Source organism: Pseudomonas sp. S2_C03, assembly GCF_054668405.1.
The window spans coordinates 2,456,797-2,474,936 of the sequence record NZ_CP162766.1; the positions used below are offsets into that span (position 1 = coordinate 2,456,797).

At 60.6% G+C, this 18,140-nt stretch carries 12 protein-coding genes; 4 read left to right on the forward strand and 8 right to left on the reverse strand.

Annotated elements, in window-relative coordinates; all coding sequences use genetic code 11:
- Nucleotides 1–81 precede the first annotated feature (81 nt).
- Nucleotides 82–249 (forward strand): hypothetical protein, encoded by a 168-nt coding sequence (locus tag AB4N64_RS11095; RefSeq protein WP_460125376.1) that lies wholly within the window; start codon nt 82–84, stop codon nt 247–249.
- 185 nt (nt 250–434) lie between these two features.
- On the opposite strand, the gene AB4N64_RS11100 is transcribed toward AB4N64_RS11095, so the two are convergent.
- Complete coding sequence (locus tag AB4N64_RS11100) at nt 435–1,370, reverse strand: IS110 family transposase (RefSeq protein WP_460121494.1); 936 nt, start codon at nt 1,368–1,370, stop codon at nt 435–437.
- A 223-nt stretch (nt 1,371–1,593) separates the two neighbouring features.
- The gene (locus AB4N64_RS11105; protein ID WP_460125379.1) at nt 1,594–2,097 is read right to left on the reverse strand and encodes an MgtC/SapB family protein; all 504 of its coding nucleotides are present in this window, start codon (nt 2,095–2,097) and stop codon (nt 1,594–1,596) included.
- Nucleotides 2,098–2,218: 121 nt separating this feature from the next.
- On the opposite strand from AB4N64_RS11105, the gene AB4N64_RS11110 reads away from it, so the two are divergent.
- From AB4N64_RS11110 to mapR, 3 genes are all read left to right on the forward strand, one after another.
- The gene (locus AB4N64_RS11110) at nt 2,219–2,452 is read left to right on the forward strand and encodes a DUF3203 family protein (RefSeq protein WP_460125382.1); all 234 of its coding nucleotides are present in this window, start codon (nt 2,219–2,221) and stop codon (nt 2,450–2,452) included.
- Nucleotides 2,453–2,647: 195 nt separating this feature from the next.
- Nucleotides 2,648–4,060, forward strand: coding sequence for a cytochrome c oxidase accessory protein CcoG (gene ccoG, locus AB4N64_RS11115; RefSeq protein WP_460125385.1), 1,413 nt, complete (start codon nt 2,648–2,650; stop codon nt 4,058–4,060).
- Nucleotides 4,061–4,217: 157 nt separating this feature from the next.
- Nucleotides 4,218–5,627, forward strand: a complete 1,410-nt coding sequence (mapR, locus tag AB4N64_RS11120) for a GntR family transcriptional regulator MpaR (protein ID WP_460125387.1) — start codon at nt 4,218–4,220, stop codon at nt 5,625–5,627.
- Between the two features lie 131 nt (nt 5,628–5,758).
- On the opposite strand, the gene AB4N64_RS11125 is transcribed toward mapR, so the two are convergent.
- The 6 genes from AB4N64_RS11125 to AB4N64_RS11150 form a co-directional block, all read right to left on the reverse strand.
- On the reverse strand, nt 5,759–6,505 hold the full coding sequence (locus AB4N64_RS11125) for an SDR family oxidoreductase (protein WP_460125390.1): 747 nt from the start codon (nt 6,503–6,505) through the stop codon (nt 5,759–5,761).
- Nucleotides 6,506–6,622: 117 nt separating this feature from the next.
- Nucleotides 6,623–8,704 carry a putative bifunctional diguanylate cyclase/phosphodiesterase gene (locus AB4N64_RS11130; protein WP_460125393.1) on the reverse strand — a complete coding sequence of 694 codons (2,082 nt, stop codon included), beginning with the start codon at nt 8,702–8,704 and terminating at the stop codon, nt 6,623–6,625.
- A gap of 252 nt (nt 8,705–8,956) precedes the next feature.
- A complete protein-coding gene (locus AB4N64_RS11135) occupies nt 8,957–10,426 on the reverse strand; it encodes an efflux transporter outer membrane subunit (RefSeq protein WP_460125396.1) in 1,470 nt (489 codons plus the stop codon).
- Nucleotides 10,423–13,530, reverse strand: a complete 3,108-nt coding sequence (locus AB4N64_RS11140; protein WP_460125399.1) for an efflux RND transporter permease subunit — start codon at nt 13,528–13,530, stop codon at nt 10,423–10,425. Before AB4N64_RS11140 ends, AB4N64_RS11135 begins: the two co-directional genes overlap by 4 nt.
- Nucleotides 13,527–16,631: an MdtB/MuxB family multidrug efflux RND transporter permease subunit gene (locus AB4N64_RS11145; protein ID WP_460125402.1), complete on the reverse strand. Its 3,105-nt coding sequence runs from the start codon at nt 16,629–16,631 to the stop codon at nt 13,527–13,529. Before AB4N64_RS11145 ends, AB4N64_RS11140 begins: the two co-directional genes overlap by 4 nt.
- Nucleotides 16,628–17,941: an MdtA/MuxA family multidrug efflux RND transporter periplasmic adaptor subunit gene (locus AB4N64_RS11150; RefSeq protein WP_460125405.1), complete on the reverse strand. Its 1,314-nt coding sequence runs from the start codon at nt 17,939–17,941 to the stop codon at nt 16,628–16,630. The genes AB4N64_RS11145 and AB4N64_RS11150 overlap by 4 nt, the downstream gene beginning before the upstream one ends.
- Nucleotides 17,942–18,140: the final 199 nt, after the last annotated feature.

Here is an 18,140-nt window from a genome sequence, read left to right on the forward strand (position 1 = left end):
TTGCAGCGGAATCAATTCACGTCACCGGCGGTCAATCAACTTAAGCACGACTCACGCCATGTGCCACCGGAGGCTTGAACCATGAGTATTCCAATCCCGGCTGAAACACCCGATCCGAACATCGATAAGCCGACCATTCCCCCGACCGATCCGCAGCCGATTCCCGAGAAAGACCCACCCGGCACGACGCCGCCACCGGTGGAAGAACCACCGAGGACGATGCCGCCAGTCATTGTTGCGCCGGGATGATGATCGCCGTTCCACGAAGACACATAGTCCCCCTGTAGGAGCGAGCTTGCTCGCGATGGACTCATAGGCGCCCGGGGTACCTGACTGCCAGCGTCATCGTTCACGACCATCGCGAGCAAGCTCGCTCCTACAGGGGTGGTGTCAGCCGTGTGGGAGATTCTATGTTGCCCGACAAGCTTGAATTCTCAAGCTGACAGGTATTCGCTCTGATTTTTCATCAGGGCGAATGCCACTCGGCAGAGCTTTCGGGCCAAAGCTACCAAGGCCTGGGTTTTCGAGAAGCCTCTGACCAGATATGCCTCGTAAAACGGCTTCCATTTGGCCGAGCGACACGCCGCCATTGCCGCGTTGTAAGCCAAACGACGCACCTCCGGATCCCCTTTTTTGGTCAGGGATCGCAGCCCATTTTTCTTGCCGGAGTCATCGACCGCCAAGTCCATCCCTAGAAACGCGATGAATGCATCGCCGTTCGCAAAATCTCCCCGTATATAGGTCGCCGCCAACCCCGTTGCAGTTAGCTCTCCAACGCCTTCTATGGCTTTGCAGCGCTCGATATTTTCCTCAATTCCTGCCTCCTTACTGACCTTGCGCAGCAGTTTCTGGATAGCCTGATCTGCCTGCTTGAATGCCTTCTGTTGAGCGGTTTGTAGCTTTTTCAACAGAGGTTCACTGGTCCAACTCAACATCAGCCCAGTATGGTTCTTGATCAGCGTTGCCCGCCTGTGAAGAAGGCTCTTCAGTGTGCTGTAGGCTTTGGGCGGCGGGGTCCAGATCCGCAATTTGCTTTGTTCGCTCTCCAGGTAACGCGCCAGCAAGCGTGCATCGCAGGGATCATTCTTGGCTCTTTGACCGACTCCACGGCGGTAATGGCTCACACGATAAGCATCCACTACGTAGACCTGGTGGCCCATTTCGTGAGCCAGCTCGACCGTGTCCAAGTGGTAAATGTTGGTGGCTTCAAGTGCTATGGCACTTTGAGCTGGCAGCGTTTTAAGCCAACGTTTGAGGGCTGCTCGCTCGTTTTTAATGGATTCAAGGGTTTGCTGATCAGCGCGGTAGACAACGATCTCGGCCTTGGCGACATCGATACCGACAACCGTTTGCGAAGTAAGGATTGTCATAACAAATCCTCGGAGCTAGGGTTTAGGTGCTTGTTGGGGTCTACCGTTGCGCTGGCTTGTCTCTATCGTCGGTTAACCGATGAATTCCTTATCGGCGCTTTGGGTAGAAGGGGTGGGAGGAGAAGTCTCCCACGGTCTGTACTGGTCAGAGTCAGAATCGAGTCTGTAGTCCCACCCCACCCCTTCAAGTCTAAACATACAAGCGAGCCTGCTCGCGATGGGGTCACGGAGCGTCCTTGTCTTTATCGAACCTGGCCACGATTCTCGGCATCACGCTGAACACCGCCAGTGCCAATAACGTGCTGAACACGGCCGTCGCTTCTCTGCCCAACCCCGCCGAAACCCCGATGGCGGCGGTCATCCACAAACCGGCAGCGGTAGTCAGGCCCTTGACGTGGCTTTCGTCACCTTCCTGGTTTTTCAGGATGGTACCGGCGCCGAGAAAGCCGATACCGGCGATGACGCCCTGCACCACACGACTCATGGCGTCGGCCTGGGCACCGGCCGTTTGTGGAACCAATACAAACAGCGCTGCGCCCAGCGCCACCAGCATGTGGGTGCGAACCCCGGCCGCTTTGCCTTTGTGTTCGCGTTCGAAACCAAGAATGGCGCCCAACAGCGCAGCGATCAGCAATCTGACGGTAATGCGTGTCAGCTGCGCGGCATCGCCGATGTCGGCGAACTCCGCTTGCAGGGTGACCCAGACTTCATGCCACCAGGCATCCATGGCGTAATCCTTGTGAAGATTTGATAGGGGATGGACCACACCGACCATTAATCAGTTGCACAGAACGATGACGGCGCGTCGAGCCCTAACACTGTAGAACCCGCCGAAAAAGGATCTCCCCATGACTGTTCGCATCGAAAACCAGACCTGTTTTTTCACCACCGACAACGGCGAGGAAATTCGCCTGTGTTCCGACGTGACGGTCATCACCGACGGCGCCAAGGCGATGTCGGCTGTGGATGTCAACGGCCAGCGTATTTACATCACCGAAGCAGAAGCCGACGCATTGACCGTTGCAGGCGCGGAGGACGGTCGCCGACACTTGAAGGCCACGGACAGTGATTCGGTTATTTAAGTGACCTGCATCAACGTCCCGCGCGGATGTCTGGTATAGGCGCCCGCGTGCCGTTGCACTCAATGCTTCATGTTGTCGCAGGCCAACGCAGCGCATTCATCTGATCCGCTTTTTATTGCAAGACCTGAGTCTGTTATGCAAACAGTTCCCCGCTCATAGTCACTCGGCCTGATGGAGGCTGATGAGCGAAAGACCATGAGCGATAGAATCCCCGTCCGAACCATTGAAACATTTGAGCCTTCACCTTCGAAGATAAAGGCCAAGTCCACCGACACCCTGGTCCACACCCGCAGTTTCACCGGCAGATTCCGAAATCTGCGCCTGCTGGGGGCCGGTTTTTTGTATCTGCTGTTCTTTGGCACCGCCTGGTTGAACTGGGGCGATCGCCAAGCTGTGCTTTGGGATCTTTCCGAAAGCAAATTCCACATCTTCGGAGCGACGTTCTGGCCGCAGGATTTCATCCTGCTGTCAGGGCTGCTGATCATCGCCGCATTCGGCCTGTTTGCCATTACGGTATTCGCCGGTCGAGTCTGGTGCGGTTACACCTGTCCGCAGAGTTCCTGGACCTGGGTCTTCATGTGGACCGAAAAGGTCATCGAAGGCGAACGCAACCAGCGGATCAAACTACAGGCGGCGCCCTGGAGCCTGGACAAACTGATTCGACGCTCGGCCAAACACACGGCTTGGCTGGCAATCAGCTTGGTGACCGGCCTGACGTTCGTGGGCTACTTCACTCCGATCCGCCCGCTGACAGAAGAGCTGCTGACCTTCCAGGCCGGGGGTGTCAGTCTGTTCTGGGTGCTGTTTTTTACCGGCGCCACTTATCTCAACGCCGGCTGGCTGCGTGAAGCGGTGTGCATCCACATGTGCCCCTATGCGCGGTTCCAGAGCGTCATGTTCGACAAGGACACCCTGGCCATCTCCTACGACGTAAGCCGCGGTGAAAACCGTGGCCCGCGCAAACGCGAGGTCAAGCCGGCCGAGGTGGGCCTGGGCGACTGTATCGATTGCCAGCTCTGTGTGCAGGTCTGCCCTACCGGCATCGATATCCGCGACGGCTTGCAAATGGAATGCATCGGCTGCGCGGCCTGCATCGACGCCTGTGATTCGATCATGGACAAGATGAACTACCCGCGCGGACTGATCCGCTACACCTCCGAACGAGAATTGCAGGGTGGCAAGACGCACCTGCTGCGGCCACGCCTGATTGGGTACACGCTGGTGCTGGTGGCGATGATCGGCGCATTGGTATTCGCCTTGGCCGAACGGCCGATGGTATCGCTGGACGTGACCAAGGATCGTGGATTGTTCCGCGAAAACGGCCAGGGACAGATCGAGAACATCTACACCCTGAAAGTGATCAACAAGACCCAGCAGCGCCAGCGCTACACACTGAGCCTCGTCGACAGCGAGGGTTTCGAGTTGCAGGGCAAGACCGAGCTGAGCCTGGCCGCTGGCGAGATTGTCGATGTGCCGGTGTCGGTGGTGATGACCACGGAGCGGGCGACCAGCAGTTCCCAGGCCCTGAGCTTCAGGGTGGCGGACAGCGACGAGCCTGAAATAGCAAGCGTGGCGAAGAGCCGGTTTGTTGCGCCGATGAATCGTTGATCCTTTAGACTGCGGTGCGGCTTATCGCGGGCAAGCCCGCTCCTACAACAGGTCCGGCGTTGGTCACAGATTTGTGTGCAATCGAATACCTGTGGGAGCGGGCTTGCTCGCGATAAGGTCACCCGGATTTCAATAAAAGACACCTTGCGGGCTTTAAATGAAACGCTACGAAAAATTCGCCGATGACATCGCTGAACTGATCCGCTCCGGTGTCCTTGGCCCCGGCCAGCGCGTACCCTCAGTGCGCTACGCCAGCCAGACCTACGGGGTCAGCCCGTCCACCGTGTTCCAGGCCTATTACCTGCTGGAGCGACGTGGCCTGATCCGCGCCCGTCCGCGTTCCGGGTATTTCGTCAACACCCATGCACCGAGCCCGTTTTCGGAGCCCGTGATCAGCAGCCAGGTCAACGAATCCACCGAAGTCGACGTCAGCGAGTTGGTTTTCTCGGTACTCGACTCGATCAAGGACCCGACCACAGTACCGTTCGGCTCGGCGTTCCCCAGCCCGACGCTATTCCCCTTGCAGCGGTTGTCGCGCTCACTGGCGAGCGCCACTCGGGACATGGACCCGCGCATGGTGGTCACCGACATGTCGCCAGGCAATCCGCAACTTCGCCGCCAGATCGCCCTGCGTTACATGGTGGGCGGCTTGATGCTGCCGATGGAAGAACTGCTGATCACCAACGGTGCACTGGAAGCACTGAACCTGTGCCTGCAAGCCGTGACCGAACCCGGCGACCTGGTGGCCATCGAGGCACCGGCGTTCTACGCCTGCCTGCAAATCCTGGAGCGCCTGAAACTCAAGGCCGTGGAAATTCCCGTGCATCCGCGCGATGGCATGGACCTGGATGTGCTTGCGCAGACCCTGGAGCGCCACCCGATCAAGGCCTGCTGGACCATGACCAGCTTCCAGAACCCGATGGGCGCGACCATGCCCGAGGCGAAAAAGCAGGAGTTGGTGGCGCTGCTGCGCCGGCATCAGGTGCCGCTGATCGAGGATGATGTGTACGCCGAACTCTATTACGGCCAACAGGCGCCCAAACCGGCCAAGGCATTCGACACCGAGGGGCTGGTGATGCATTGCGGCTCGTTCGCGAAAAGCCTGGCGCCGGGTTATCGCGTGGGTTGGGTCGCCGCCGGCCGTTATGCGCAGAAGATCGAGCGATTGAAGCTCATGACCTCCCTGTGCGCGTCGATGCCGGCTCAGGCCGCCATTGCCGATTATCTGCAACATGGCGGCTACGACCGGCACCTGCGCAAGTTGCGCTACGCACTGGAAGAACAGCAGAGCGCCATGCTGGCGGCGATCGCGCGCTATTTCCCGGCGCAGACCCGCGTCAGCCAACCGGCAGGGGGCTATTTCCTCTGGCTGGAACTGCCGCCGCAGATGGATTCGTTGAAATTGTTCCAGATGGCGTTGGCACAGGGCATCAGCATTGCGCCGGGGCCGATCTTTTCACCGACCCAGCGGTTCAGGAATTGTATTCGCCTGAATTATGGCAGCCCGTGGAGTGAGACGGCTGAGCGGGCAATGGAGACGTTGGGGCGGATTGTGCGGTCGTTCTGAGTGAGTGTTGGCTGATCCGACGCCATCGCGGGCAAGCCCGCTCCTACAGTGGATTTGTGAATGCTACCGATCCACTGTAGGAGCGAGCTTGCTCGCGATAGGGCGCTCACAATCACCACAAATCTGCCGACCTACCGCCCCCCACCCAAATCCACAAACGTCCCCGTCGCATAGGACGCCTTGTCCGACAACAGCCACACAATCGCTTCTGCCACTTCATCCGGCCGGCCGCCACGAGCCATGGGGATGGCCGACTCCAGCTTGCTGACCCGATCCGGGTCGCCACTGAGTGCGTGGAAATCCGTGTAGATGTAGCCGGGCCGCACGGCGTTGACCCGAATGCCCTCACCGGCCACTTCCTTGGACAGCCCCAGGGTGAACGTGTCGAGCGCACCTTTGGAGGCGGCGTAGTCCACGTATTCGTTGGGCGAACCCAGGCGAGCGGCGACTGAGGAGACATTGACGATGCTGCCGCCCTGCCCGCCATGCTTGGGCGACATGCGCAGGATGGCGTGCTTGGCGCAGAGGATGGGCGCCAGGACATTGGTCTTGAGGGTGCGCAGGATGCGGTATTCGGACATCTCATCGATGCGCGACTTCTGCCCCACGGTGCCGGCATTGTTGACCAGCGCGGTGACCCGCCCCAGCTCGGCATCGACCCGATTGAACAGGGCAATGACTTCATCCTCGATGCTGACGTCGGCACGCACCGCAATTGCCTGGGCCCCCAGGGCGCGGACCTGCTCCAGGACGCGATGGGCCGCTTCTTCATCCGACTGGTAATTGATGCAGATCCGGTAGCCCTGCACGGCCGCCAACTGAGCGGTAGCGGCACCGATGCCACGGCTGCCGCCGGTGATGACAATGACTTTGTCCATGCGTGCATTTCCCCGTTCAAGCGTAAGCAGTCGGGGCCAAGAATAACCGCCATTCACGGGTTTTGCATGAGCTGTGGCACGTTTACCACGGGTCGGCCCCGCCAGCGGCCAGCCGTTTCAGCTCACTGGCAGGTCTTGCGCACCCTGGATGCTCGCCATGAAATGCTCCGCCGGCACCGGATGCCCGAGCAGGAAGCCTTGCAGTGAATCGCAACCGAGCTGGGTGAGGAAGTCCTGCTGCACGGCGGTTTCCACCCCCTCGGCGACGATTCGCAAGTCCAGCGCCTGGCCCAGGGCCACGATGGCCGAGACAATGGCCGCGTCGTCGCTGTCGCGCTCCAGATCACGGACGAAACCACGGTCGATCTTCAGTTCATTGGCCGGCAGTCTTTTCAGGTACATCAGGCTGGAATAGCCGGTGCCAAAGTCGTCGATGGACAGGTCCACGCCCATCTGCGACAACTCGTTGAGCACCGTCATGCTCGCATCCGCATCGCTCATTGCCGTGGTTTCGGTAATTTCCAGGGTCAGGCAGTTGGCCGGCAGCTTGTGCGTGGCCAACGCCCTGGCCACGCTCTGCACCAGGCCGCCGTGGCAGAATTGCAACGCCGACAGGTTCACCGCAATGCGCCAATGGGTATAACCCAGCACGTACCACTCACGCATCTGCCGGCACGCTTCGTTGAGCACCCATTCGCCGATGGAGATGATCAGACCGGTCTTCTCTGCCAGGTCGATGAACTTGTCCGGCAGCAACAATCCCTGAGTCGGGTGCTCCCAGCGCAACAGCGCCTCCGCGCCAATGGCACGACGGCTACCAGCGGCGAACTTGGGTTGATAATGCAGGCGGAACTGGCACTGCTCCACGGCGCAGCGCAGGTCCTGCAACAATTGCAGTTGTTTGCGCGCGTTATTGTTCATGGACACATCAAAAAATCTGTAGCCGTTTTTGCCGGCGCCCTTGGCGTGATACATCGCCGCATCGGCGTTCATCAGCAGTTCTTCGGCGGTGCTGCCGTTGCCCGGATACAGGGCAATGCCAACGCTCGCGGAAATCTGCAGGTCATGCTCGGTCACGCGGAACGGGCGGGCGATCAGCCCGACCTGTCGTGCGGCAAGGTTAAGCGCGTCCTCTTCGGCCGCCAGTTGCACCAGCAGCACAAATTCATCACCGCCGATGCGGGCCAGGGTGTCATGGCTGCGCAAGTCCACGCGCAGCCGCGCGGCAACCTCTCGTAGCAACAGGTCGCCCATGTGGTGACCAAAGGCATCGTTCACCGGTTTGAAACCATCAAGGTCAATGAACATCAAGGCAAAACAGCCGCCCTGCTCCCTGACCACTGACATCGCCTGATCAATGCGGTCAGCCAGCAGCACGCGATTGGGCAACCCGGTCAGGGTGTCGTGCAAGGCCAGTTGAGTGAGTTCGCGATTGGCTTCGGTCAACGACTGCGCGAGGTCCGCCGTGCGAGCCTCCAGGCGTGTATCGAGAATCGAGGTCAGCAAGGCAATGCTCAACACCGCCAGCGTAGTGACCAGTACCAGTCCGTCCAGGCCCTTGCCGTTCAGGCCGCTGCTGATGGCACCACAGAAACTCCCGTCTGGGAACTGCGCCGCCGCCATGGCCGTGTAATGCATGCCCACGATGGCAATGCCCATGACCACGGCGGCGCCGCCACGGATCAGGCTGACATACGGAGTGTGCTTGCGCAGGCGAAAGGCGATCCACAGCGCCGCGCCCGATGCACCGACGGCGATCAACAAGGAGACGGCGAACAGCACCGTGTCGTAGACGATGCCAGGCTGCATGCTCATCGCCGCCATGCCAGTGTAATGCATCGCGCTGATGCCGCTGCCCATCACCAGTGCGCCGAACGCCAGTTGCCACAGGGGCAGGCGTGGCTGTCTCACCAGCCACAGGGCAAAACCACTGGAGAGAATGGCAGTGAGCAATGACAGACCGGTGAGCGTAATGTCGTAGCCCAGTTCAATCGGCAACTCGAACGCGAGCATGCCGATGAAGTGCATCGACCAGATTCCGACGCCCATCGCAAACGCGCCACCCGCCGTCCAGAAATGCACCGCTCGCCCTTTCGCCGTGGCGATGCGCCCGGTCAGATCGAGCGCCGTGTAGGAGGCAAGAATGGCGACGAACAGCGAGATGATGACCAGCGAGGGGGAATAGCTACCGATGAGCATGAAAATTCTCAAAAATACCCGCCGTACTGCTTCCATTCGCGGCGAATAAATCAGGCGATTGTACTGATCGCGCAGAGGAACGCACTGAGAAAATAAGCAAAATGCCAGCAAGGCGATGAAACGCTTGTTTTAACGTAGTGCTTGAATTCAAAAAACGTTCGATGCCCCTGTAGGAGCGAGCTTGCTCGCGATGACGGCGGCACATCCAACACCAATGCGCCTGACCCAATGCCATCGCGAGCAAGCTCGCTCCTACAGGTCCACCTGGCCATCCCAGCCGCCGCCCAGTGCCGCGATCAGCTGCACGCTGGCGATCAGCCGGCTCTGCAACAGGTCCAGCATGCTGCGCTCGTTGTTCAGTGTGGTGGCCTGGACCACGACTACGTCCAGATAGGCGATCAGCCCGGCCTTGTATTGGTTCTGGATCAGGCGCAGGGATTCGCGCGCAGCGTCCAGCGCCTGCTGGCGGACTTCAGACTCGTTTTCCAGGACCTTGAGTTGTACCAGGTAGTTTTCCACTTCGCGGAAGCCATCGAGCACGGTCTGGCGGTATTTGGCCACGGTTTCGTCATAGGCCGCCTCGCTACGGTCGACTTCCGCCGAGCGCTGGCCCCCGTCGAACAGGGTCATGGCCAGTTGCGGGCCAACCGACCAGAAGCGGTTCGGTACGGTGAACAGGCCATTCGAGGTACTGCTGCTGTAGCCACCGTTCATGCTCAGGGTCAGGTCCGGGTAGTACGCAGCCTTCGCCACGCCGATGTTGGCGTTGGCGGCGATCACCGAGCGTTCGGCGGAGGCAATGTCGGGGCGCCGTTCCAGCAGTTGTGACGGCAGGCTCAGTGGCACCTCGGGCAACTGCGGAATGTCCGGGCTTTCGGCGAGGGTGAACTCGGCGGGCGGCAGGCCGATCAGCACGGCGATGGCGTTTTCGAACTGCGCACGCTGCCAGATCAGGTCAACCAGATCGGCCTCGGTGCTCTTGAGCTGGGTTTGCGCCTGTGCCACGGCGTCTTTGCCGGAAACGCCAGCGCGGTATTGGTTTTCGGTCATTTTCAACGACCGCTGGTAGGCCTCGACTGTCGCTTGCAGCAGGCGTTTCTGCTCATCGATCACCCGCAGTTGCAGGTAGTTCTGCACCAGCTCCGACTGTTGACTCAGGCGCATCGCCGCCAGATCGGCGAAGCTCGCCTCGGCGTTGGCCGTGTCAGCTTCCAGGCCGCGGCGCAGCTTGCCCCAGATATCGGCCTCCCAACTGACCCCGGCCTGGGCGGTGTAGGTGTTGCGGATGCCGCTGGAGGAACTGCTCAGGCTCGAGCTGCTGCTGCCGGTGCCCTGGCTGGAGCGGTTTTTGCCGACGGTCAGGTCCACCGTGGGGAAAAACGCCCCGCGAGCACTGCGGACCAGCGCCTGTGCCTGCCGGTATTGGGCTTCGGATTGCGCGACGGTCTGGTTGCCACTGTTGAGTTTGTCGATCAAGCCGTTGAGTTGTTGGTCGCCGTACAGCTCCCACCATGCACCGCGCGCCAGCGAGTCGCTCGGCGTGGCCTGACGCCAGCCGGCCGCTTCCTTGTACTGCACAGGTGCGGCGGTTTGCGGACGCTGGTAGTCCGGGCCGATGGCGCAGGCACTGAGCAGCGCCACGCACAGCGACAGGGAGAGCAGACGCGAGCCTCGGGCCATCAGCAGCGGCACGGTGAGGTGGGTAAGCGAACGGTCAGTCATAGCGGAGTTTCCAGAGCGGCATCGGTACGCACGCCGCGCCAACGGTTGAAACGATGGCGCAGTTTGTCGAGATAGAGGTAAACCACCGGGGTGGTGTAAAGCGTAAGGATCTGGCTGAAGATCAGCCCGCCAATGATGGTCAGGCCCAGCGGCTGGCGCATTTCCGCGCCTTCGGCTCGGCCCAGCAGCAAAGGCAAGGCCCCGAGAATCGCCGCGAGCGTGGTCATCAGGATGGGCCGCAGCCGTTGCAGGCAGGCGTTGCGAATCGATTCCAGTGGCTCCATGCCTTGATGCCGTTCAAGTTGCAATGCCAGGTCAATCATCAGAATGGCGTTTTTCTTCACCACGCCGATCAGCAGGAACAGCCCCAGCAAGGAAATCAGGCTGAACTCCGAACCCAGCACATAGATCGACAGCAACGCGCCGACCCCGGCTGATGGCAAGGTCGACAAAATGGTCAATGGATGGATGTAGCTTTCATACAGCACACCCAGCACCAGATAGACCGCCAGCAACGCACCGAGGATCATGAACGGTTGGCTCTTCTGCGTCGCGGCGAAAGCATCGGCGGTGCCGGCCATTTTCACGATCACGTCTTCCGGCATGCCGAGTTGTGCGAGCGAACGCTCGATGGCAGCCGTGCCCTGCTCAACCGTCACGCCTTCGGCCATGTCGAATGAAATGCTCTCGGACGCGAACTGGCCCTCGTGGCTGACGCGGTCTTCGGCCAGGCTGTTTTCGTAATGGGCAATGGTCGACAGCGGAATCCGTGCGCCGTCGGCGGTGATCACCTGGACCTGCTCGAGGGTGATAGGGTCCTGGGCGTACTTGGGATTGACCTCCATCACCACCTGATACTGGTTGAGGCTGTCGTAGATCGTCGAAATCTGCCGCTGGCTGTAGGCGTTATTGAGCACGGCGGTGACCATGTTCATGTCGACGCCCAGGCGTTTGGCCTGATCGCGATCGACGATCAGCGTCACCTGCTGCGCACCGCCGCCCTCCCGCGCATCGATGGCGGTCAGTTGCGGCAATGCCCTGAGCACCGCCACGACTTTCGGGTACCAGGTGCGCAATTGGCCGAGGTCGGCGCTCTGGATGATGTAGGAGTACTGCGAGGTCGTCTGCTCGCGACCGCCACCAAACTGAAGGTCCTGGTCCGCCATGAGCATCAACTGGGCGCCTGGAACCTTGGGCATTTCCTTGCGCATGCGTTCGATGACTTTCTGTGCGGAAATCTCCCGCCCCTTGATGGGCTTGAGACGCACCAGCATGAAGGCGTTGTTGGTGCCGTTGCTGCCACCGATGAATCCGGCAACACTTTCGACCGCAGGGTCCTTGAGCACCGCGCGGCGGAAAATCTCCATTTTTGGCTGCATCACGCTGAATGACAGCCCGTCGTCCCCGCGCACGAATCCAATCAGTTGACCCGTGTCTTGCTGCGGCATAAATGTTTTTGGAACAACGATATACAGCGCAATATTAACGCCAACTGTCACGAAGAGACTGAGCAGCGTCAAGCGCCGATGACGAAGCACCCAGTCGAGGCTGGTGGCGTATTTGGCCACCATCCAGTCGTTGGTCCGTCGGCTCCAGCGTTGCAGACGGTTCTCTTGCCCTGGCGTGTGCGGCTTGAGCCAACGCGCGCACAACATCGGCGTCAGCGTCAGGGAAACCACCAGCGACACCACGATGGCCGCCGCCAGGGTGATGGAAAACTCGCGGAACAGGCTTTCGATGATGCCGCCCATGAACAGGATCGAGAGGAACACTGCCACCAGCGAAACGTTCATGGACAACAAGGTGAAACCGACTTCCTGGGCGCCCAGGTAAGCCGCCTTCATGGGCGGGACACCCTCGTCGATGTGCCGGGAGATGTTCTCCAGCACCACGATGGCATCGTCCACCACCAGCCCGGTGGCCAGGATCAGGGCCATCAGCGACAGGTTGTTCAGGGAAAACCCATACAGGTACATCACCGCGAACGTGCCCACCAGCGACACCGGTACCGCGAGGGTCGGAATCAACGAAGCCCGAAAGTTGCCCAGGAATAGAAACACCACCAGTATCACCAGGGCCACGGCGATCAACAGGGTCATTTCGGCTTCGTGCAGCGTGGCCTTGATCACCGGCGAGCGGTCCATGGCCAGGTTCAGCTTGACGCTGGCTGGCAGCACGGCCTGCAACGCCGGCAGTTGTGCCTTGATCTCGTTGACCGTCTCGATGATGTTGGCGCCTGCCTGGCGGTTGATCACCAGCAGCACCGCCGCGTCATCGTTGAAGAAGCCGCTGTTGTAGCGGTCCTCGACCCCGTCGCTGACTTTGGCCACATCCTTCAGGCGCAGGGCTGCACCGTCCGCGTAGTGAATGATCAGCGACTCGTAATCCTTGGCTTTTTCCAGTTGATCGTTCGCTTGCACCTGCCACAGGCGCTGGCCATCCTCCACCGAGCCCTTGGGCCTGCGTACGTTGGCATTGGCGATGGTGGTTCGTACGTCGTCCAGCGCCACGCCGTACTGGTTCAGCGCCTGGGGCTCGAGCTCGATGCGCACCGCCGGCAGTGAGCTGCCGCCGATCTGCACTTCCCCCACACCCTGCACCTGGGAGAGGCTCTGGGACAAAATGGTCGAGGCCAGATCGTAGAGCTGGCCTTTTTCCAGAACATCGGAGGTCAGCGACAGCACCATGATCGGCGCCTGGGACGGGTTGACCTTCTTGTAGGTTGGCATGCTGCGCATGCCGCTCGGCAGAAGGTTGCGCGAGGCGTTGATCGCCGCCTGAACTTCCCGCGCCGCGCCGTTGATATCGCGGTCGAGGTCAAACTGCAGAATCACCCGGGTCGAACCTTGGCTGGAGCGGCTGCTCATGGTGTTGACGCCGGCAATGGCACCAAAGGAGCGTTCAAGCGGCGTGGCCACGGTCGAGGCCATCACCTCAGGGCTGGCCCCCGGCAGGCTGGCCTGGACCACGATCACCGGGAAGTCCATCTGCGGCAGCGGCGACACCGGCAGCAGGCCGAAACTGACGCCGCCGAGCAGCATGATCGCCAGGCTCAACAGCATGGTGGCGACCGGGCGCTTGATGAAAGGACCGGACAGGTTCATGGCTGTTCGACCGCGTCCACCGACTCGGATGGACGGCCCCAGCGCCGCCCCAGACGGTCAAAATACAGGTAGATCACCGGCGTGGTAAACAGCGTCAGGATCTGGCTGAGCAGCAGGCCGCCCACCATTACCAGGCCCAGCGGCTGGCGCAACTCGGCCCCGGAACCGCTGGCCAGCATCAGTGGCACCGCACCGAACAATGCCGCCAGCGTGGTCATCAGAATCGGCCTGAAACGTAACAATGCCGCCTGATAGATCGCCGTTTCCGGGTCCATGCCTTGATTGCGCTCAGCATCGAGCGCGAAGTCGATCATCATGATCGCGTTCTTTTTCACGATACCGATCAGCAGGATGATGCCGATGATCGCGATCATGCCCAGGTCATTGCCGCTCAGCAGCAGGGCCAGCAAGGCACCGACCGCAGCCGACGGCAAGGTCGAGAGAATGGTGATCGGGTGAATGTAGCTCTCGTAGAGCACGCCCAGCACGATGTACATGGTCACCACCGCCGCGAGGATCAGCAGCAAAGTGCTCGACAGCGAAGCCTGGAACGCTTGCGCTGCGCCCTGGAACTGGGTCTGCACGCCAATCGGCATGCCGATGTCCTTCTGCACCTGTTCGATGATGTCCACCGCATGCCCCAGCGCCACGCCGGGCGCCAGGTTGAAGGACATCATCACCGCCGGGAACTGGCCGATGTGGGTGATCGCCAATTGAGCCTGGCGCTCCTCGATGTGTGCCAGGCTCGACAGCCGCACCTGTGCACCATCGGTGGTCTTGACGTGGATCTGGTTCAGCGCATCAGGGCCGATCTTCTCGCCGGACTGCGATTGCAGTACCACGCGGTACTGACTGGCCTGAGTGTAAATGGTGGAAATCTGCCGCTGGCCGAAAGCGTCATACAGCGCGTTGGTGATATCCGAGACCGATACACCGAGCCGCGAGGCCGCATCACGGTCGATGACCAGGTAGACCTGCAAGCCCTTGTCCTGCAAATCGCTGGCGACGTCCGCCAGTTCCGGCTGCTGCGCGAGCGCCTCCACCAAACGACCACTCCACAGGCTCAGCAACTCTGCATCCGGCGACGACATGCTGAATTGATACTGCGTACGGCTGACGCGGTCTTCGATGGTGAGGTCCTGCACCGGCTGCATGAACAGGCGAATGCCAACCAGCTTGTCCAATTCAGGTTGCAGGCGAGCGATGACCTCGGTGGCCGTCAGGTCACGATCACCATGGGATTTGAGATTGATCAGCAGTCGACCGCTGTTGAGCGTCGAGTTATCACCGTCGACCCCGATGTAGGAAGACAGGCTTTCGACCGCTGGGTCCGCGAGGATCACCTTGGCCAGTTCCTGTTGCCGTTCGCTCATTGCCCTGAAGGAAATCGACTGCGGCGCTTCGGAAATGCCCTGGATCACCCCGGTGTCCTGCACCGGAAAGAAGCCCTTGGGGACCACCAGATACAGGACCACGGTCAGTCCCAGGGTACCGACCGCCACCAGCAACGTCAGTGGTTGATGCTTGAGAACCCACTTTAACTTGCGCCCGTAAGCCGCGATCATCCAATCAATTACATTGCCACTGGAGCGGTAGAACCAACCCTGCTCTTCCTCCCTGGGTTCACGTTTGAGCAGCCGGGCGCACATCATCGGCGTCAGCGTCAGGGACACCACGAGGGAAATCAGGATCGCCACCGCGAGGGTGATCGCAAACTCGCGGAACAGTCGCCCTACCACGTCCGCCATGAACAGCAGCGGAATCAATACCGCGATCAGGGACAACGTCAGGGAGATCAGCGTAAAGCCGATCTGCTTCGCGCCTTTTAATGCAGCATTGAGTGGGCTGTCGCCCTCTTCGATGAACCGGGAAATGTTTTCCAGCATGACGATCGCGTCGTCCACCACGAAGCCGGTGGCGATGGTCAGGGCCATCAGCGTCAGGTTATTGACCGAGAACCCGGCCAGGTACATCACGCCGAAGGTACCGATCAGCGACAACGGAACGGCGATCGACGGGATGATGGTCGCACTGGCACGGCGCAGGAACAGGAAAGTGACCATCACGACCAGGGCGATGGCGATCAACAGTTCATGCTGCACATCAGTGACCGATGCACGAATGGTCTGGGTTCGGTCGGTGAGCACCGTGACCTCAAGCCCGGCCGGCAGGTTGTCGGTGATGCTGGGCAGCAAGGCCTTGATCCGGTCCACCACCTCGATGACGTTGGCACCGGGTTGGCGCTGGATGTTGAGCAGCACCGCCTGGTTCTCGTTGGCCCACGCCGCCAGGCGTTCGTTTTCAGCACCGTCGGCGATTTCCGCCACATCCTTGAGGCGCAAAGGCGCGCCGTTGCTGTAGGCCAGGATCAGATTGGCATAGTCCTCGGGGGACTTGAGCTGGTCATTGGCATCGAGCATCGAAACCCGGGTCGGACCGTCGAAGTTGCCCTTGGGCTGGTTTACGTTCGATGCACCAATCAGCGTGCGTACGTTCGACAGGTTGAGGCCGGCGGCGGCCAGCGCCTCGGGATTGACCTTGATGCGCACGGCCTGGCGTTGTCCGCCAGCAATGCTGACCATGCCGACACCGCTGATCTGTGCGATTTTCTGCGCCATGCGCGTGTCCACCAGATCATGCAGCTTGGGCAGCAACATGGTTTTCGAGGTGATCGCCAAGGTCAAAACCGGGGTGTCTGCCGGGTTGACCTTGTTGTAGACCGGGGGGGCTGGCAGATCGGTGGGCAGCAGATTGGTCGCGGCGTTAATGGCCGCTTGCACCTGCTGCTCGGCGACATCCATATTGATGTCGAGGTTGAAGCGCAACGTCAGCACGGAAGCGCCACCGGAACTGGTCGACGCCATCTGGGTCAGCCCGGGCATTTGTCCGAACTGACGCTCCAGCGGCGCCGTTACGGCGCTGGTCATGACGTCCGGGCTGGCGCCGGGATAGAGCGTCATCACGCGGATAGTCGGGTAGTCGACCTGGGGCAAGGCAGAGACGGGAAGCAGCCGATAGGCGATCAGGCCGGCCAGGACAATGGCCAGCATGCTCAGTGTGGTGGCAACCGGGCGAAGGATGAACAGCCGCGAGAGATTCATGCGCCGCCCTTTTTCGCCTTGTCGGTGGTGCCCGGCTCAGTCGTACTTGCCGCCGATTTGCCCTGCAGATGTTCAGTCGGCGCGGTTGGCACATCCTTGGAGTCGTTGACCACTTCCACTTCGCTGCCTTCCTTGAGACGGTCGGTACCTTCCAGGACCACGCGGTCGCCTGCCGCCAGGCCTTCGGTGATCACTGTGTGCTCGCCATCGCTGGCGCCAACTTTCAACGGGCGGACGGTGACTTTCTTGTCGCCGTCCAGGGCATAGACGAACGTACCGTTGGTGCCGAACTGAATGGCGGCCGATGGCGCAAGCACGACATCCTTGAGGGTATCTGCCAGCAAGTGAACGTTGACGAACTGGTTGGGGAACAGCGCCTGGTCCCGGTTGTCGTAGCGCGCCTTGAACTTCAGGGTGCCGGTGGCGACGTCGATCTGGTTGTCGAAGCTGCTCAGTACACCGGTGGCCTGCAATTTGACATCGCCACGGTCCCAGGCTTCCGCCGGCAACTGTGCGCCACTGCGGTAGCGGGCCAGCACCACATCGAGGTTGTTCTCCGGTAGGGTGAAGGCGACGCTGATCGGTTGGGTCTGGGTGATGATTGCCAGCGCCGTGGTGTCATTGGCGGCAACCAGATTGCCGACGTCGAGCTGACGCAGACCGACCCGACCGGTGATCGGAGCACGGATCTTGGTGAATTCGAGATTGAGTTTGGCGTCGTTGACCGCTGCCTGGTTGGTCTTGACCGTGCCCTGATACTGGCCCACCAAGGCTTCGGCGGTGTCCAGGGTCTGTTTGGCAATGCTGTCTTCGCGATACAGGCCACGATAACGCTCGACATCGACCTGGGCGTTTTTCAACTGCGCCTGATTTTGCAACAACGTGCCTTCGGCCTGCAGCAAGGCGTTCTGGTAAGGACGCGGGTCGATTTCGGCCAGCAAGTCGCCCGCCTTTACCATCTGCCCTTCCTGGAAGGCCACTTTGATCAGTTCACCACCGACGCGGCTGCGCACATTGATGGTATTGAGCGCCGTCACGGTGCCCAGTGCCTTGTAGTACAGCGCAAAGTCGCCCTTGACCGCTGGCGCCACGCGCACCGGTACTGCCCCGCCTGCGCCACCGAAACCCGGACGCATGGCGCCGGAACGCCCCACATGACCGGCCGCAGCTTTCTGCCCTGCCCCTTCTTTGGGTGCGCCGGTGGGCCAGAACTTCCAGCACAGGCCAGCGATGACCAACAGGACAAGCAGGCCGAGCAGCCAGCGACGAGGATTACGGAAAGCGGAGGATTGCATGGAGTGATCAACCATTGGGCGCGTGGGCTTTTTCTACGGGAGGCTGAACGATAAGCACTGGCGGGCAAATAGCAAAGCGCCTTTACCGGCAATTTACCTTCGGCTTACGTATCGGAAGGTTTGTCTAAGGCACTGAAGCGCCTATGAAAACGCTTTGAACAAGGGAACATTCCCGGTGGATTGGCAAGGAATCCGGCGAGAATGCCCCTGTGCC

Excerpts from the sequence above, each read along its gene's own strand:
- AB4N64_RS11110 (WP_460125382.1), top strand. The coding sequence starts at position 2,219 with ATGACTGTTCGCATCGAAAACCAGACCTGTTTTTTCACCACCGACAAC.
- AB4N64_RS11145 (WP_460125402.1), bottom strand. The coding sequence starts at position 16,631 with ATGAATCTCTCGCGGCTGTTCATCCTTCGCCCGGTTGCCACCACACTG.
- AB4N64_RS11105 (WP_460125379.1), bottom strand. The coding sequence starts at position 2,097 with ATGGATGCCTGGTGGCATGAAGTCTGGGTCACCCTGCAAGCGGAGTTC.
- AB4N64_RS11150 (WP_460125405.1), bottom strand. The coding sequence starts at position 17,941 with ATGGTTGATCACTCCATGCAATCCTCCGCTTTCCGTAATCCTCGTCGC.
- AB4N64_RS11140 (WP_460125399.1), bottom strand. The coding sequence starts at position 13,530 with ATGAACCTGTCCGGTCCTTTCATCAAGCGCCCGGTCGCCACCATGCTG.
- AB4N64_RS11100 (WP_460121494.1), bottom strand. The coding sequence starts at position 1,370 with ATGACAATCCTTACTTCGCAAACGGTTGTCGGTATCGATGTCGCCAAG.
- ccoG (WP_460125385.1), top strand. The coding sequence starts at position 2,648 with ATGAGCGATAGAATCCCCGTCCGAACCATTGAAACATTTGAGCCTTCA.
- AB4N64_RS11135 (WP_460125396.1), bottom strand. The coding sequence starts at position 10,426 with ATGACTGACCGTTCGCTTACCCACCTCACCGTGCCGCTGCTGATGGCC.
- AB4N64_RS11130 (WP_460125393.1), bottom strand. The coding sequence starts at position 8,704 with ATGCTCATCGGTAGCTATTCCCCCTCGCTGGTCATCATCTCGCTGTTC.
- mapR (WP_460125387.1), top strand. The coding sequence starts at position 4,218 with ATGAAACGCTACGAAAAATTCGCCGATGACATCGCTGAACTGATCCGC.
- AB4N64_RS11095 (WP_460125376.1), top strand. The coding sequence starts at position 82 with ATGAGTATTCCAATCCCGGCTGAAACACCCGATCCGAACATCGATAAG.
- AB4N64_RS11125 (WP_460125390.1), bottom strand. The coding sequence starts at position 6,505 with ATGGACAAAGTCATTGTCATCACCGGCGGCAGCCGTGGCATCGGTGCC.